Raw genomic sequence first — 15,870 nt, 5'->3', positions numbered from 1 at the left:
TTCATTGTCGTTATCTTGGGTCAGACGCTTAGAACGTCTGGCCGAGGGAAAATTGGAACACTTGAGTCTCAGCGTTATCCGGTTTCTTGACCGGCATGGCCAATGCGAAACTCAGAGGACCCAGTGCGGTGACCCAGGTCACACCCACACCGACAGAACTGGCCATATCGCTCAAGCTTATGTCGTTGCACTGCGTGTTGGACTTCGACGCAGGGTTGGTATTGGTCGTCTGCTCGCACTTGGAGTCGAATACATTACCCACATCCCAGAATACCGAAGTACGCAGGGATCGCTGATCCTTGACGAAAGGCATAGGGAACAGTACTTCAACACCGCCCTGGATCAGGACGTTACCACCAAACGGCAGTGGATCATCGTCCGGATCAGCCGCCGTTCCGGCATTACCCGTTACACCTACGCCACGACTCGGCGTACTACGAGGACCCAGAGTGCTGTCCTTGAAGCCACGAACCGAATTGAAACCACCAGCATAGTAGTTTTCATAGAATGGCAAGCCATCGGTAGAGCCGTAACCGTCGCCATAACCCAATTCGGTGTGCAGGCGCATGGTGTAATTGTCGCTCAGTGGCTGGAACAACTGGCCACGGTAATCGAGCTTGAAGAACGACAGGTCGCTACCCGGTATGGTGGCTTCCGCCGTCAAGCTTTGAGAATGACCACGGGTCGCCAATACACCCTTGTTCAGGGTGGATTCGGACCAGCCGGCCGAAGCCTTGAAGTTCAGGTACTGATCACCTTCACGGTTAACGAAGTCGAAAATCTCGTCGACGGTGAATTGACCGGTCTTGATCTTGTCCTGTTGCGCATTCAGACCGAAGGTCAGACGCGAAGTCTCGCTGATTGGATAACCGACACTCACACCGGCACCCAGGCTGTCTACGGCGTAGCTGGCGACATCGGTATCGAGCTCATCGTAGTCAGTCGTGCGGTAGAACGCGTTGTAACCCAGGCTCACGCCGTCGGCGGTCCAGTAGGGGTCTACAAAGCCGAAGTTATAGCGGGTCTGGTATTGGCTTTTGGTCAAACCGATGCTGACCTTGTTACCCGTACCCAGGAAGTTGTTCTGGGTGATCGAGCCACCAAGGATCAGACCGGCACTCTGGGCGAAACCGACGCTGGCGGTAATCGAACCGGAGGCTTGCTCTTCAACGCTGTAGTTGACGTCCACCTGGTCATCGACACCCGGCACGGCCGGGGTTTCAACGTTGACTTCCTTGAAGAAACCCAGACGTTCCAGACGGGTCTTGGACTGGTCGATCAGGTAGGTCGAAGCCCAGCCGCCTTCCATCTGGCGCATTTCACGACGCAGCACTTCGTCTTCGGACTTGGTGTTGCCACGGAAGTTGATGCGGTTCACGTAGGCACGCTTGCCCGGATCGACCGCGAACAGGATGTCTACGGTGTGATCTTCATCGTGCGGTTGAGGCACGCCGTTGACGTTGGCGAAGGTATAACCCTCGTTACCCAGACGGCGGGTGATCAGTTCGGAGGTGGTGGTCATCAGCTTGCGCGAGAACACCTGGCCTTTTTGCACCAGCAGCAGGGACTTGACCTGGTCTTCAGGGACTTTCAGGTCGCCGCTGAGCTTGACGTCACGAACGGTGTATTTCTCGCCTTCGTTGACGTTGACGGTGATGTAGACGTGTTTCTTGTCCGGCGTAATGGAGACCTGGGTCGAAGCGATATCCATGTTGATATAGCCACGGTCCAGGTAGTAGGAACGCAGACGCTCCAGGTCACCGGACAGTTTTTCACGGGCGTACTTGTCGTCGTTCTTGAAGAACGACAACCAGTTGGTGGTCTTGAGTTCGAACAGGTCGATCAGGTCTTCATCGGGGAAAACCGTGTTGCCCACCACGTTGATGTGCTGGATAGCGGCAACCGTACCTTCGTTGATGTTGACCTTCAGGCCGACGCGGTTACGCGGTTGCGGCACCACTTCGGTATCGACGGTAGCCGAGTAGCGACCCTGGGCGACGTACTGGCGCTGCAGTTCGTTACGAACACCTTCGAGGGTGGCACGCTGGAATATCTCGCCTTCGGCCAGACCGGATTGCTTGAGGCCTTTCATCAGGTCTTCGGTAGAGATCGCCTTGTTACCTTCGATCTCGATACTGGCAACAGACGGGCGCTCGACTACCGTGATGACCAGGACGTTGCCATCGCGGCCCAGCTGGATATCTTGAAAGAAACCGGTTTTGAACAACGCACGAGTGGATTCCACCAGGCGACGATCATCCGCCTGTTCACCGACGTTCAGCGGCAAAGCACCAAAGACGCTCCCCGCGGAGACCCGCTGGAGGCCATTGACGCGAATATCAGAGATAGTGAAGGACTCGGCGTGAACTTCGGCGATCATCAATACGGTGAGAACCGCAGTTAGCAGCAGACGTTTCATGAAGTCCTTTCTTATTCCAACTGGCAATAAACAAACTGCCGCAAAATGCGGCAGATTCGCAATTCAGCGAAGCGTTACAATCGACCCAGATCATTGACCAGAGCAAGCAACATCACCCCGATCACCAAACTGATACCGATCTGTACCCCCCAACCTTGCACCCGATCCGACAAGGGACGACCACGCGCCCACTCGATCAGATAAAACAACAAATGCCCCCCATCCAGTACCGGAATGGGCAACAAATTCAGAACGCCCAGGCTAATACTCAGATAAGCAAGGAAATTCAGGAAATCAGCAACGCCCGACTGGGCCGAAGCGCCCGCCACTTTAGCAATGGTTATCGGTCCACTCAAGTTTTTTACCGAGAGCTCGCCGAACAACATTTTCTTCAGAGAATCAAGGGTCAGCACGCTCATGGTCCAGGTGCGTCGAGCCCCCTCGCCAATCGCTGCCAATGGCCCGTAACTGACCTCGCGGATCATTTCCGGTGGCCAATCGACCGCCTTCACCCCAGCCCCCAGGTAACCGCTGGGTGACTTGCTCTCGCCGCGAGCGGCCAGCGTCACCGGGACGTCGATTTGAGCACCGTCGCGCTCGACCCGCAGCATGATTTTGGTATCAGGATGCATACGGACGGTATCGACGACCTGCTGCCAGTCATCCAGCGTATGACCATCAAGCTCCAGTAACCGGTCACCCGTCTTCAGGCCGGCAGCCTGAGCTGGCCCCTTTGGATCGAGCTCAGCCAGGACAGGCGGCAATGCCGGGCGCCACGGGCGAATCCCCAATGAGTGGATAGGATCGGGTTCGTCAGCCCCTTTGAGCCACTTGTTCAGCGCAAGCTCACGAGGAGAATCAGCCGTGGAGCCCTGTTCGCGAACCATTATCTGCAACGAGCCGCTTTCACCCAGGCGACGAACCAATCGCAGATTCACCTCCGCCCAGCCAGAAGTCGCCTCACCATCAATGGCCACGATTTCCTGGCCGGGACTCAAACCCGCCTTGGCCGCAATACTGCCGGACTCGACAGCCCCGATGACTGGACGCACCTGCTCGCTGCCGAGCATTGCCAAACCCCAGAAGAACACCAATGCCAGCAGGAAATTGGCTATCGGCCCTGCAGCTACGATGGCAATGCGCTGACGAACGGATTTGCGATTGAAGGTCTGGCCGAGCTGATCGAGGGGCACTTCACCCTCGCGTTCGTCGAGCATTTTGACGTAGCCGCCCAATGGGATCGCGGCGACGACGAATTCGGTGCCTTGCTTGTCGTGCCAGCGCAACAAAGGCATGCCGAAGCCTACGGAGAAGCGCAGCACTTTGACCCCACAACGACGCGCGACCCAAAAATGGCCGAACTCGTGGAAGGTAACCAGCACACCCAGAGCAACCAGGGTGCCGACAATCATATAGAGCGCGCTCATCTACTTTCTCCGCAATCCGATCCGCTGCTGCCTGGGCCAACTGTCCGCAGCATTTACCGCCCGTGACGACTCAACCATTGTCCAGCCAGCAATCGCGCCTTCGCGTCTGCCGTGAACACTGCCTCGAGATCACCCACTGCCACTACGGGCTCCAGATTCAATACTTCTTCGATGATACTCGCGATTTCCGGGTAACGAACCCGTTCGTCGAGAAATGCCGCCACCGCCACTTCGTTCGCCGCATTGAGCATTGCCGGCGCACTGTTACCCGCCTCGGCTGCCTGACGGGCCAGACGCAGGCAAGGGAAACGCTCTTCATCCGGTGCCTGGAAGTCCAGCCGTGCAATGGCAAACAGATCCAGCGGTGCCACACCCGAGTCAATCCGTTCCGGCCAGGCCAGGGCATTGGCGATGGGCGTGCGCATGTCCGGATTACCCAATTGCGCCAGAACGGAACCATCGACGTAGTCGACCAGCGAATGGATCACACTTTGCGGGTGAACCACCACCTCGACCTGGGATGGCCTGGCATCGAACAGCCAGCAGGCTTCGATCAACTCAAGCCCCTTGTTCATCATGCTGGCCGAGTCAACGGAGATTTTTCGCCCCATGGACCAGTTCGGGTGCGCACACGCCTGATCGGGAGAAACATGCGCCAGCTCAGCCATTGGCGTCTGCCGGAACGGACCGCCGGAAGCTGTCAGCAGAATCCGACGCACACCGACCGCCTCAAGGCCACGGGCATAATCCAGCGGCATGCACTGAAAAATCGCGTTGTGCTCGCTATCGATCGGCAGCAACACCGAACCGCTCTGGCGCACCGCCTGCATAAACAGCGCGCCGGACATGACCAGTGCTTCTTTATTGGCCAGGAGGATCTTCTTGCCAGCCTCCACCGCCGCCAGTGTCGGGCGCAATCCCGCTGCACCGACGATGGCCGCCATGACCGTATCGACTTCCGGATCGGAAGCGACCTGACACAAACCTTCCTCACCCACCAGAACACGGGTCGAAAGACCTGCCGCGCGCAAATCATCCTGCAAGGTGCGGGCAGCCGCGACCTCAGGCACGACAGCAAATCGCGGCACATGGCGCACGCAGAGCGCCAGCAATTCACTCAAGCGGGTGAAGCCACTCAAGGCAAAGACCTGATAACGGTCAGGATGGCGAGCGATGACGTCGAGCGTACTCAGGCCAATCGAGCCGGTCGCACCCAGCACGGTAATCTGTTGCGAGCGGCTCATGGGGCCGCCATCCACAGCAGCACGGCAAATACCGGAATCGCTGCCGTCAGGCTGTCGATGCGATCCAGCACGCCGCCGTGCCCCGGAAGCAGATTGCTGCTGTCCTTGATCCCGGACTGGCGCTTGAACATGCTCTCAGTGAGGTCGCCCACCACCGAAATGAACACGATCAGCGCAGCACCGATCAGCCCTTTAAGCAGCTCGGCCACCGTCCAGTCGCGCACCAGGGCAACCATTGCGGTAATCGCCAGACTCAGCGCCAGACCACCGTACACGCCCTCCCAGCTCTTGCCCGGACTGACTTGCGGTGCGAGCTTGCGCTTGCCGAAAGCACGACCAGAGAAGTAGGCGCCAACATCGGCCCCCCAGACCAACACCATCACCGCCATGATCAGCCAGTTACCCAGCGGGTATTGCTTGATCTGCACCAGGCCTTGCCAGGCCGGCAGGAGAATCAACAGGCCGATCACCAACCTGGTCGCCGCATTGGACCAATGCTCGCTCGAACGCGGATAGGTCAGCACCAGATACGTCGCCACCGCCCACCACAACACCGAAGCCCCCAATACCCAAGGCGCGAGGCCGGGCAGGATGTACATGAGGAACAGCATCAATGCGACCACAACGGCATAGCCGACGCGGAACGCCTGAGCGGCGAAACCCGCCAGGCGCGCCCACTCCCAGGCACCAAGGGTTACGACCAGACCGATGAACAGTGCAAAACCGGAACCTTCAAGCAGGAAAAACCCGCACAAGGCAATCGGCAGCAGGATCAGCGCGGTGATGATTCGTTGTTTAAGCATTAAACCCGGGCTCCAGCCTCGACCTGCTCGCTCGTTTTACCGAAGCGGCGCTGGCGGGAAGCGAAATCGGCCAGCGCATTGCGCATGGCATCGTGTTTGAAGTCCGGCCAGAACAGGTCGGAAAAATACAACTCGGCATAGGCCAGTTGCCAGAGCAGGAAGTTGCTGATGCGGTGCTCGCCACCGGTACGGATACACAGGTCCGGCAACGGCAGGTCGCCCGTGACCAGGCAGGTCTGCAGCAGTCCAGGCGTGATGTCTTCCGGACGCAAGTGCCCGGCCTGAACTTCTCGCGCCAGTCGTTGCGCAGCTTGCGCGATATCCCACTGACCACCGTAATTGGCGGCGATCTGCAGGATAAAACGATTGGCGCCAACCGTCATGGCCTCGGCTTCACGCATGGCAGCCTGCAGCTCCGGATGAAAACGCGAGCGGTCACCAATGATGCGCAGACTGATGTTGTTGTCGTTGAGGCGCTTGGCCTCACGACGCAACGCCCTGAAGAACAGATCCATCAAGGCGCTGACCTCATCGGCCGGACGCTGCCAGTTCTCGCTGGAAAAGGCGAACAGGGTCAACACTTCGACCTTGGCCTCAGCACAAACCTCAATGACCGCACGTACCGCATCCACGCCCGCTTTATGCCCGGCGACACCCGGCATAAAGCGCTTCTTCGCCCAGCGATTGTTACCATCCATGATAATCGCGACATGGCGCGGCACCGCGGACGGTGCAGTCTGCTTGGTCTTTTCCATGAAAACGCGACCCTTATACGGCCATCAGGTCTTTTTCTTTCTCTGCCAGCTTCGCGTCGATTTCGGCCACGAACTTCTTGGTCAGATCGTCAATCTCGCCAGTGGCACGACGCTCTTCGTCTTCGCTGATTTCTTTTTCCTTGACCAGATCCTTGAGCTGGCTGTTGGCATCACGACGGATGTTGCGCACCGCTACACGGGCATCCTCAGCAACGTCGCGAGCCTGCTTGGTGAAGCCACGACGGGTTTCTTCAGTCAGTGCAGGCATGGAGATCAGCAGCAGCTCGCCTAGGTTGGTCGGGTTCAGGTTCAGACCCGCGCTACCGATCGCCTTGTCGACAGCACCCAGCATGTTGCGCTCGAAGGCGACGACTTGCAGGGTACGGGCGTCCTTGACGGTGATGTTGGCCACTTGCTTGATCGGGGTGTCGGCGCCGTAGTACGGCACCATCACGCCTTCCAGGATGCTCGGGTGCGCCTGGCCGGTACGAATGCGACCGAAATTGTGCGCCAGCGATTCCACGGACTTCTGCATGCGCTCTTTAGCGTCTTTCTTGATTTCGTTGATCATTGTTCGCCTTCCTCGATCAGGGTTCCTTCAGCGCCGCCATGCACGATGTTCAGCAGGGCGCCGGGCTTGTTCATGTTAAATACGCGTAGCGGCATCTTGTGGTCGCGGCACAGGCAAATCGCCGTCAGATCCATCACACCCAGCTTGCGATCCAGCACTTCATCGTACGTCAGATGATCGAACTTCTCGGCATGCGGGTCTTTGAACGGGTCTGCGGTGTAGACGCCATCGACCTTGGTCGCCTTGAGCACGACATCGGCATCGATTTCGATTGCACGCAGGCAGGCAGCCGAATCCGTCGTAAAGAACGGGTTACCCGTACCGGCCGCGAAAATCACCACGTCCTTGGAGTTCAAGTGGCGCATGGCCTTGCGGCGATCGTAGTGATCGGTCACGCCTACCATGGAAATGGCCGACATCACGATGGCCGAGATATTGGCACGTTCCAGCGCGTCGCGCATTGCCAGGGCGTTCATCACAGTGGCCAGCATGCCCATGTGGTCGCCGGTAACCCGATCCATGCCCGCCGCGCTGAGCGCCGCGCCGCGGAACAGGTTGCCACCACCGATGACCAGACCGACCTGAACACCGATGCCGACCAGTTGGCCAACTTCCAATGCCATGCGATCCAGAACTTTCGGGTCGATCCCGAACTCTTCCGAGCCCATCAGGGCCTCGCCGCTAAGCTTGAGTAGAATGCGTTTATAGCGAGCCTGATAACCACTGCCCTGCTGAGCCATTGCGAATCTCTCCTGCGGCGTATTTTAAAAATTCTTTGCGAGCTGTTTACAGCTGGCGTTCAATCTAGCTTGGCGCTGCTTCAGCGCCATCGGAACATGGCTTTGTAAGTCAGTTCCAAACGGAAACCAATTAAAAATTGGTGCCCCATCTGAAAAGAGGCTGCGCGCGTGAGCGGGCAGCCTCTTCTGGGCGACAGTTAAAAAACCGTCTTATTGCTTGGCGGCAGCCAGCTGGGCAGCAACTTCTTCTGCGAAGTTGTCCACTGGCTTCTCGATGCCTTCGCCTACTTTGAAGTAAGTGAAGGAAACGATTTCAGCGCCGGCTTTCTTGGCCAGTTCGCCGACCTTGATTTCAGGGTTCTTGACGAACGCCTGCTCAACCAGGCTGGCTTCGGCCAGGAACTTGCTGATACGGCCTTTGACCATGTTTTCAACGATGTTTTCCGGCTTGCCGGCGATCTTGTCAGCGTTCAGCGTCAGGAACACGCCTTTCTCGCGCTCGATCGCTTCAGCGGAAACTTCCGATGGCAGCAGGAATTCAGGATTGGTAGCCGCTACGTGCATAGCGATGTCCTTGGCCAGCTCAACACTGCCGCCTTTCAGGACAACTGCAACACCGATCTTGTTGCCGTGCAGGTAGCCACCGACAACGTCACCTTCAACGCGTGCCAGACGACGGATGTTGACGTTTTCGCCAACCTTGCCGACCAGTACCAGGCGAGCAGTTTCTTGAGCTTCGATCAGCGGAGCAACATCAGTCAACTTGTCGGCGAACGCTTTTTCAACGCTTGCTGCAACAAATTCCTTGAAGTCGTCCTGCAGGGCCAGGAAGTCGGTCTGCGAGTTCACTTCCAGCAGAACGGCGGATTTACCGTCTTCCTTCAGCGCGATTGCGCCTTCAGCGGCAACGTTGCCGGCTTTCTTGGCAGCCTTGATGGCGCCCGAAGCACGCATGTCATCAATGGCTTTCTCGATGTCGCCGCCAGCCTTGGTCAAGGCCTTTTTGCAATCCATCATGCCTTCGCCGGTACGCTCGCGCAGTTCTTTGACCAACGCTGCAGTAATCTCTGCCATTTCAAAATCCTCTTGGATAGGTTTTCAACCATTCCACCCGATCGAACGGGCGATCAATTCTTCCCGAACCACCCTTGTTAGCTGCCGCACGTTACAGATAGAGCAGTGGGCGCCGACAAATGGTTTTCGAGGTGGCAAAAAGGGGGCCAAGCCCCCTTTTTGCTTACTGAGTCAACGCCAGGGCGTCAATTACTCAGCTGCAGCCTGAGTTTCTTCAGCTGCGAACTCAACGGTGCCGCCGGCAACATTGTTGCGACCGCGGATGACAGCGTCAGCCATCGAACCCATGTACAGCTGGATAGCGCGGATTGCGTCATCGTTGCCTGGGATGATGTAGTCAACGCCTTCCGGGCTGCTGTTGGTATCGACTACGCCGATAACCGGGATGCCCAGCTTGTTGGCTTCGGTGATCGCGATACGCTCGTGATCAACGTCGATAACGAACAGAGCGTCTGGCAGACCGCCCATGTCCTTGATACCACCCAGGGAACGATCCAGCTTTTCCAGGTCACGAGTGCGCATCAGCGCTTCTTTCTTGGTCAGCTTGGCGAAAGTACCGTCTTCTGCTTGAACTTCAAGGTCACGCAGACGCTTGATGGAAGCACGAATGGTCTTGAAGTTGGTCAGCATGCCGCCCAACCAGCGGTGATCGACGTACGGCGAACCGCAACGTGCTGCTTCTTCAGCAACGATCTTGCCAGCGGAACGCTTGGTGCCGACGAACAGAATCTTGTTTTTGCCCTGGGCCAGACGCTCTACGAAAGTCAGAGCTTCGTTGAACATTGGCAGGGTTTTTTCAAGGTTGATGATGTGGATCTTGTTACGCGCGCCGAAAATGTACTTGCCCATTTTCGGGTTCCAGTAACGGGTCTGGTGACCGAAGTGCACACCGGCCTTCAGCATATCGCGCATGTTGACTTGGGACATGATAGTTCCTTAATAAGTCGGGTTTGGCCTCCACGTATCCCAATGACCAACCAGCAGCATCAGCTGAAGGCACCCAGGTCATCGTGTCGACACGTGTGTGGATTTAGGCTTTTCGGGACATCCCCGGAAAGCGGCGCATTTTATATCACAAGGCAGGGCAAAACGAAACCCGGATTCTGAAATCCTGGCGGGCGCTTTGTTCCATCCCTTGGAATCCGCCAAGAATGCACCATTCTATAGAGAGAAGCGATGCACACAGGCGCGGATTTGCGCTGATCGTCTGGTAGAATCGCATTTTCAGGGCTGCGAAGATCGATCGCGCAATGCCCTTTCCGTTTAGAAAGCGCCGCCTGGCGCAGAGAGAGCCTGTATGACCGTCACCCTCAAAACCCCCGAGGATATTGCCAAAATGCGTATCGCCGGCAAACTGGCCGCCGATGTGCTGGAAATGATTGCCGAATATGTCAAGCCGGGCGTTACCACCGACCAACTGGACCAGATCTGCCACGACTACATCGTCAACGAGCAGAAAGCCATCCCTGCCCCGCTCAACTACAAGGGTTATCCGAAGTCGATCTGCACGTCGATCAACCACGTAGTCTGCCACGGCATCCCGAACGACAAGCCGCTGAAAGATGGCGATACCCTGAACATCGACGTCACCGTCATCAAGGACGGTTACCACGGCGACACCAGCCGCATGTTCCACGTCGGCACCGTGCCGGTCTGGGCCGAGCGCCTGTCCAAGGTGACTCAGGAGTGCATGTACAAGGCGATTGAAATCGTCAAACCCGGCTGCCGCCTGGGCGACATCGGTGAAATCATCCAGAAGCACGCTGAAAAAAACGGATTCTCGGTGGTTCGCGAGTTCTGCGGCCACGGTATCGGCAAGGTGTTCCACGAAGAGCCGCAGATTTTGCACTACGGCCGCGCGGGCACCGGCATGGAACTCAAGGCCGGCATGACCTTCACCATCGAGCCGATGATCAACCAGGGCCGTGCCGACACCAAGGTACTGGGCGACGGCTGGACCGCGATCACCAAGGACCGCAAGCTCTCGGCACAGTGGGAGCACACCCTGCTGGTGACCGAAACCGGTTACGAGATCTTCACCCTGCGCAGCGATGACACCATCCCTCGCGTTTCGGCCTGATCCCGTTACCGTACATCGCCTACAGAAAGGAAAGCCAATCGATGCCGCAGGTGGATCCCGAACTCTTCGACCGCGGCCAGTTCCAGGCTGAACTGGCCCTGAAGGCTAGCCCGATCGCGGCCTTCAAGAAGGCGATCCGCCAGGCCCGCGAGGTGCTTGACGCGCGCTTTCGTAGCGGCCGCGACATTCGCCGGCTGATCGAGGATCGCGCCTGGTTCGTCGACAACATCCTGCAGAAAGCCTGGGATCAGTTCAGCTGGAGCGAGGACGCCGACATCGCACTGGTTGCGGTCGGCGGCTACGGCCGTGGTGAATTGCATCCTTACTCCGATATCGATTTGCTGATCCTGCTGGACAGCGCCGACCATGAAGTTTTCCGCGATTCCATCGAGCGTTTTCTGACGCTGCTGTGGGACATCGGCCTGGAGGTCGGTCAGAGCGTTCGCTCGGTCGACGAGTGCGCCATCGAAGCCCGCGCCGACCTGACGGTCGTCACCAACCTGATGGAAAGCCGCACCATCGCCGGCCCCGAGCATTTGCGCCAGCGCATGCTGGACGCCACCAGCACCGCGCACATGTGGCCGAGCAAGGACTTCTTCCTGGCCAAGCGTGCCGAACAAAAGGCCCGCCACCACAAGTACAACGACACCGAATACAACCTGGAACCCAACGTCAAAGGCTCGCCCGGCGGCCTGCGGGATATCCAGACGATCTTGTGGGTGGCCCGTCGCGAGTACGGCACCCTGAACTTGCGGGCACTGGCGGGCGAAGGATTCCTGGTCGAGAGTGAAAATGCCCTGCTCGCCTCTTCCCAGGAGTTCCTGTGGAAGGTTCGCTATGCCCTGCACATGCTCGCCGGCCGCTCCGAAGACCGCCTGCTGTTCGATCACCAGCGCACCATTGCCGGACTGCTGGGCTTCAAAGGCGACGACGCCAAACAAGCCATCGAAAATTTCATGCAGCAGTATTACCGGGTGGTGATGAGCATCGCCCAGCTCAGCGACCTGATCATCCAGCACTTCGAGGAAGTCATCCTCGCACCGGAAGACCAAGCGCCGCCGCAGCCGATCAACTCGCGCTTCCAGCTGCATGACGGCTACATCGAAGCACGCCACGACAACGTCTTCCGCCGCACGCCGTTCGCCATGCTCGAAATCTTCGTGCTGATGGCCCAGCAGCCGGAAATCAAGGGCGTGCGCGCCGACACCATTCGTCTGCTGCGGGAGCACCGTCACCTGATCGACGACGACTTCCGCAACGATATTCGCAATACCAGCCTGTTTATCGAATTGTTCAAATGCAAGATCGGCATCCACCGCAACCTGCGGCGAATGAACCGTTACGGCATCCTGGGGCGCTATCTACCCGAATTCGGTTTTATCGTCGGGCAGATGCAACACGACCTGTTCCACATCTATACGGTCGACGCGCACACCCTGAACCTGATCAAACACCTGCGTAAGTTGCAGTACACCCAGGTGTCGGAAAAATTCCCGCTGGCCAGCAAGCTCATGGGCAAGCTGCCCAAACCCGAGCTGATCTACATGGCCGGCCTGTACCACGACATCGGCAAAGGCCGGCATGGCGATCACTCGGACATCGGCGCCGTGGATGCCGAGGCCTTTTGCCAGCGCCACCATCTGCCAGTGTGGGACAGCCGCCTGATCGTGTGGCTGGTGCAAAACCACCTGGTGATGTCGACCACCGCCCAGCGCAAGGACTTGTCCGACCCGCAGGTGATCCACGATTTCGCACAGATCGTCGGCGACGAAACCCGCCTCAACTATCTGTATGTGCTGACCGTCGCCGACATCAACGCCACCAACCCGACCCTGTGGAACTCCTGGCGCGCCAGCCTGCTGCGCCAGCTCTATACCGAGACCAAGCGCGCCCTGCGTCGTGGCCTGGAGAACCCGGTGGACCGCGAAGAACAGATCCGTCAGACCCAGAGCGCCGCCCTGGATATCCTGGTGCGCGGCGGCACCGACCCGGACGATGTCGAGCAACTGTGGGCGCAGTTGGGTGATGACTATTTCCTGCGCCACACCGCCGGCGACGTGGCCTGGCACAGCGACGCGATCCTCCAGCAACCGGCCGACGGCGGGCCGTTGGTACTGATCAAGGAAACCACCCAGCGCGAATTTGAAGGTGGTACGCAAATCTTCATCTACGCCCCCGACCAGCACGACTTCTTTGCCGTGACCGTGGCCGCGATGGACCAGCTCAACCTGAACATTCACGACGCCCGGGTCATCACCTCCACCAGCCAGTTCACCCTCGACACCTACATCGTGCTCGACACCGACGGCGACTCGATCGGCGATAACCCGGCGCGGATCAAGCAAATCCGTGACGGTCTGACCGAAGCCCTGCGCAACCCGGACGACTACCCGACCATCATCCAGCGCCGGGTTCCACGCCAGCTCAAGCATTTCGCCTTTGCGCCGCAGGTAACGATCCACAACGACGCCCAGCGCCAGGTGACGGTACTGGAGCTCACGGCGCCCGACCGCCCGGGCCTGCTGGCGCGGATTGGCACGATTTTCCTGGAGTTCGATCTGTCGCTGCAAAACGCCAAGATCGCCACCCTCGGTGAGCGCGTGGAAGACGTGTTTTTCATCACCGACGCCAACAACCAGCCGCTGTCCGACCCGCTGCTGTGCAGCCGCCTGCAGGATGCGATCGTCGAACAACTGAGCGTCAACCAGGAACCCGATATCAAACTGACGCGCATCAGCATCTGAATCAACCGACCCCTATCCGGGGGGCGAACCTGCCCCTTGTAGGAGCTGGCTTGCCAGCGAAGGAATCAAAAGCGCCACGCTTACCCAGTAAGCACGCGTTATCGTTGACGACCATCGCTGGCAAGCCAGCTCCTACAGGAAACAGGGCTTGCCCGTTCCCACACCGAACGAGATACATTGATGAACAACGCTCTGTCCCAGCTCCAGCCCTACCCGTTCGAGAAACTCCGCGCCCTGCTCGGCAGCGTGACGCCCAACCCGGACAAGCGCCCGATCGCGCTGTCCATCGGCGAGCCGAAACACCGTTCGCCAAGCTTTGTCGCCGAGGCCCTGGCCAACAATCTGGAAAAAATGGCCGTGTACCCGACCACCCTCGGTATCCCGGAGCTGCGCGAAGCCATCGCGGCATGGTGCGAACGTCGCTTCGATGTCCCCAAAGGCTGGATCGACCCGGCGCGCAACGTACTGCCGGTCAACGGCACCCGCGAAGCGCTGTTCGCCTTCACGCAGACCGTGGTCAACCGTGGCGATGACGCGCTGGTGGTCAGCCCGAACCCGTTCTATCAGATCTACGAAGGCGCGGCGTTCCTCGCCGGGGCCAAGCCGCATTACCTGCCGTGCCTGGACGAAAACGGCTTCAACCCGGATTTCGACGCCGTGTCGCCAGACATCTGGAAACGCTGCCAAATCCTGTTCCTGTGCTCGCCAGGCAACCCGACCGGTGCTTTGATTCCGGTGCAAACCCTGAAAAAGCTGATCGCCCTGGCCGACGAATATGACTTCGTGATTGCCGCCGATGAGTGCTACAGCGAGCTGTACTTCGACGAACAAACCCCGCCGCCAGGCCTGCTCAGCGCTTGCACAGAACTGGGTCGCAAGGACTTCAAGCGTTGCGTGGTGTTCCACAGCCTGTCCAAGCGTTCGAACCTGCCGGGACTGCGTTCGGGCTTTGTCACCGGTGACGCCGACATTCTCAAGGGCTTCCTGCTCTATCGCACCTACCACGGCTGCGCGATGCCGGTTCAAACACAACTGGCCAGTGTTGCCGCGTGGAATGACGAGGTGCATGTGCGCGCCAACCGTGCGCTGTATCGCGAGAAGTTCGATGCAGTTCTGGAAATCCTCAGCCCGGTCATGGACGTACAGCGGCCAGATGGCAGCTTCTACCTGTGGCCGAATGTAGCCGGTGACGACGCCGCCTTCTGCCGCGACCTGTTCGAGCAGGAGCACGTGACCGTGGTGCCGGGTTCTTACCTGTCGCGAGATGTGGATGGCGTCAACCCGGGTGCCGGGCGTGTACGCTTGGCTCTGGTTGCGCCGCTTGCCGAGTGTGTCGAAGCTGCCGAGCGGATTCGCGCGTTCATCCAGCGCCGCAAATAACCGCGCCGCCGCTCAGGGCCAGGTGTTACTTCACCTGGCCGGGTTCGGGCTCACTCAAATCCAGCTCCCCCAACACCTCACGCAACACGTCATCGCCAATCCGGTGATGACGACTGCGGCTGTACAACTCCGGGCGCTGCGCCCGCCCTGAAACACCGCTCCCACAGGTTTTGTGTTGACAGGACAACCAGCCGCCGCGAAACCGTTCGGCCATGGCATAATCCCAGACCATTTATTTCCAGCACCTGTAAAGGGGGCAATTCCTTGACCGTTTCAAGCAAAACGTTGCACCTTTTCGGCATCAAAGCCTGCGACACCATGAAAAAGGCGCGCACCTGGCTCGATGAACACGCTGTCAGCTATGACTTTCATGATTACAAAGCGGTCGGTATCGACCGTGAACACCTCACCCAATGGTGCAGCGAGCACGGCTGGGAAGTGGTGTTGAACCGTGCAGGCACGACCTTTCGCAAGCTCGACGACGAACGTAAAGCCGATCTCGACCAGACGAAAGCCATCGAACTGATGCTCGCACAACCCTCGATGATCAAGCGCCCGGTGCTCGATCTCGGTGACCGAACCCTGATTGGCTTCAAGCCAGATATCTACGCGGCCGCGCTCAAGTAAGCAGCC

The 15,870-nt window shown here is 58.6% G+C and carries 14 protein-coding genes; 4 read left to right on the top strand and 10 right to left on the bottom strand.

Features of this window, described 5'->3' with window-relative positions:
• Positions 1-28: 28 nt before the first annotated feature.
• The 9 genes from bamA to rpsB form a co-directional block, all read right to left on the bottom strand.
• On the bottom strand, positions 29-2,419 hold the full coding sequence (gene bamA, locus C8K63_RS10630) for an outer membrane protein assembly factor BamA (protein WP_108216662.1): 2,391 nt from the start codon (positions 2,417-2,419) through the stop codon (positions 29-31).
• Between the two features lie 74 nt (positions 2,420-2,493).
• Positions 2,494-3,846, bottom strand: a complete 1,353-nt coding sequence (rseP, locus tag C8K63_RS10625; RefSeq protein ID WP_108216661.1) for a sigma E protease regulator RseP — start codon at positions 3,844-3,846, stop codon at positions 2,494-2,496.
• Between the two features lie 53 nt (positions 3,847-3,899).
• The gene (gene ispC, locus C8K63_RS10620) at positions 3,900-5,090 is read right to left on the bottom strand and encodes a 1-deoxy-D-xylulose-5-phosphate reductoisomerase (RefSeq protein ID WP_108216660.1); all 1,191 of its coding nucleotides are present in this window, start codon (positions 5,088-5,090) and stop codon (positions 3,900-3,902) included.
• Positions 5,087-5,893 (bottom strand): phosphatidate cytidylyltransferase, encoded by an 807-nt coding sequence (locus C8K63_RS10615; RefSeq protein ID WP_108216659.1) that lies wholly within the window; start codon positions 5,891-5,893, stop codon positions 5,087-5,089. Before C8K63_RS10615 ends, ispC begins: the two co-directional genes overlap by 4 nt.
• Positions 5,893-6,648 (bottom strand): polyprenyl diphosphate synthase, encoded by a 756-nt coding sequence (gene uppS / locus C8K63_RS10610; protein ID WP_108216658.1) that lies wholly within the window; start codon positions 6,646-6,648, stop codon positions 5,893-5,895. The genes C8K63_RS10615 and uppS overlap by 1 nt, the downstream gene beginning before the upstream one ends.
• 13 nt (positions 6,649-6,661) lie before the next feature.
• The gene (gene frr, locus C8K63_RS10605; protein ID WP_108216657.1) at positions 6,662-7,219 is read right to left on the bottom strand and encodes a ribosome recycling factor; all 558 of its coding nucleotides are present in this window, start codon (positions 7,217-7,219) and stop codon (positions 6,662-6,664) included.
• Positions 7,216-7,959, bottom strand: a complete 744-nt coding sequence (gene pyrH, locus C8K63_RS10600; RefSeq protein WP_108216656.1) for a UMP kinase — start codon at positions 7,957-7,959, stop codon at positions 7,216-7,218. Before pyrH ends, frr begins: the two co-directional genes overlap by 4 nt.
• A 210-nt stretch (positions 7,960-8,169) precedes the next feature.
• A complete protein-coding gene (gene tsf, locus C8K63_RS10595; RefSeq protein ID WP_108216655.1) occupies positions 8,170-9,033 on the bottom strand; it encodes a translation elongation factor Ts in 864 nt (287 codons plus the stop codon).
• Between the two features lie 189 nt (positions 9,034-9,222).
• Positions 9,223-9,960: a 30S ribosomal protein S2 gene (gene rpsB, locus C8K63_RS10590; RefSeq protein WP_008052780.1), complete on the bottom strand. Its 738-nt coding sequence runs from the start codon at positions 9,958-9,960 to the stop codon at positions 9,223-9,225.
• Positions 9,961-10,330: 370 nt separating this feature from the next.
• On the opposite strand from rpsB, the gene map reads away from it, so the two are divergent.
• The 3 genes from map to dapC all read left to right on the top strand — a co-directional run bounded on the left by map (position 10,331) and on the right by dapC (position 15,237).
• A complete protein-coding gene (gene map, locus C8K63_RS10585; RefSeq protein ID WP_108216654.1) occupies positions 10,331-11,113 on the top strand; it encodes a type I methionyl aminopeptidase in 783 nt (260 codons plus the stop codon).
• A gap of 41 nt (positions 11,114-11,154) precedes the next feature.
• The gene (locus C8K63_RS10580) at positions 11,155-13,857 is read left to right on the top strand and encodes a [protein-PII] uridylyltransferase (protein ID WP_108216653.1); all 2,703 of its coding nucleotides are present in this window, start codon (positions 11,155-11,157) and stop codon (positions 13,855-13,857) included.
• Between the two features lie 180 nt (positions 13,858-14,037).
• On the top strand, positions 14,038-15,237 hold the full coding sequence (gene dapC / locus C8K63_RS10575; RefSeq protein WP_108216652.1) for a succinyldiaminopimelate transaminase: 1,200 nt from the start codon (positions 14,038-14,040) through the stop codon (positions 15,235-15,237).
• A gap of 25 nt (positions 15,238-15,262) precedes the next feature.
• On the opposite strand, the gene C8K63_RS10570 is transcribed toward dapC, so the two are convergent.
• Positions 15,263-15,469 carry a hypothetical protein gene (locus C8K63_RS10570; protein WP_108216651.1) on the bottom strand — a complete coding sequence of 69 codons (207 nt, stop codon included), beginning with the start codon at positions 15,467-15,469 and terminating at the stop codon, positions 15,263-15,265.
• 32 nt (positions 15,470-15,501) lie between these two features.
• Here C8K63_RS10570 and C8K63_RS10565 point away from each other — a divergent pair, with 32 nt between their 5' ends.
• Positions 15,502-15,864, top strand: coding sequence for an ArsC family reductase (locus C8K63_RS10565; protein ID WP_007978403.1), 363 nt, complete (start codon positions 15,502-15,504; stop codon positions 15,862-15,864).
• Positions 15,865-15,870: the final 6 nt, after the last annotated feature.

It is taken from the genome of Pseudomonas sp. GV085 (assembly GCF_003050925.1).
GTDB lineage: Bacteria > Pseudomonadota > Gammaproteobacteria > Pseudomonadales > Pseudomonadaceae > Aquipseudomonas.
This window is presented reverse-complemented; position numbering and strand designations above follow the sequence as displayed.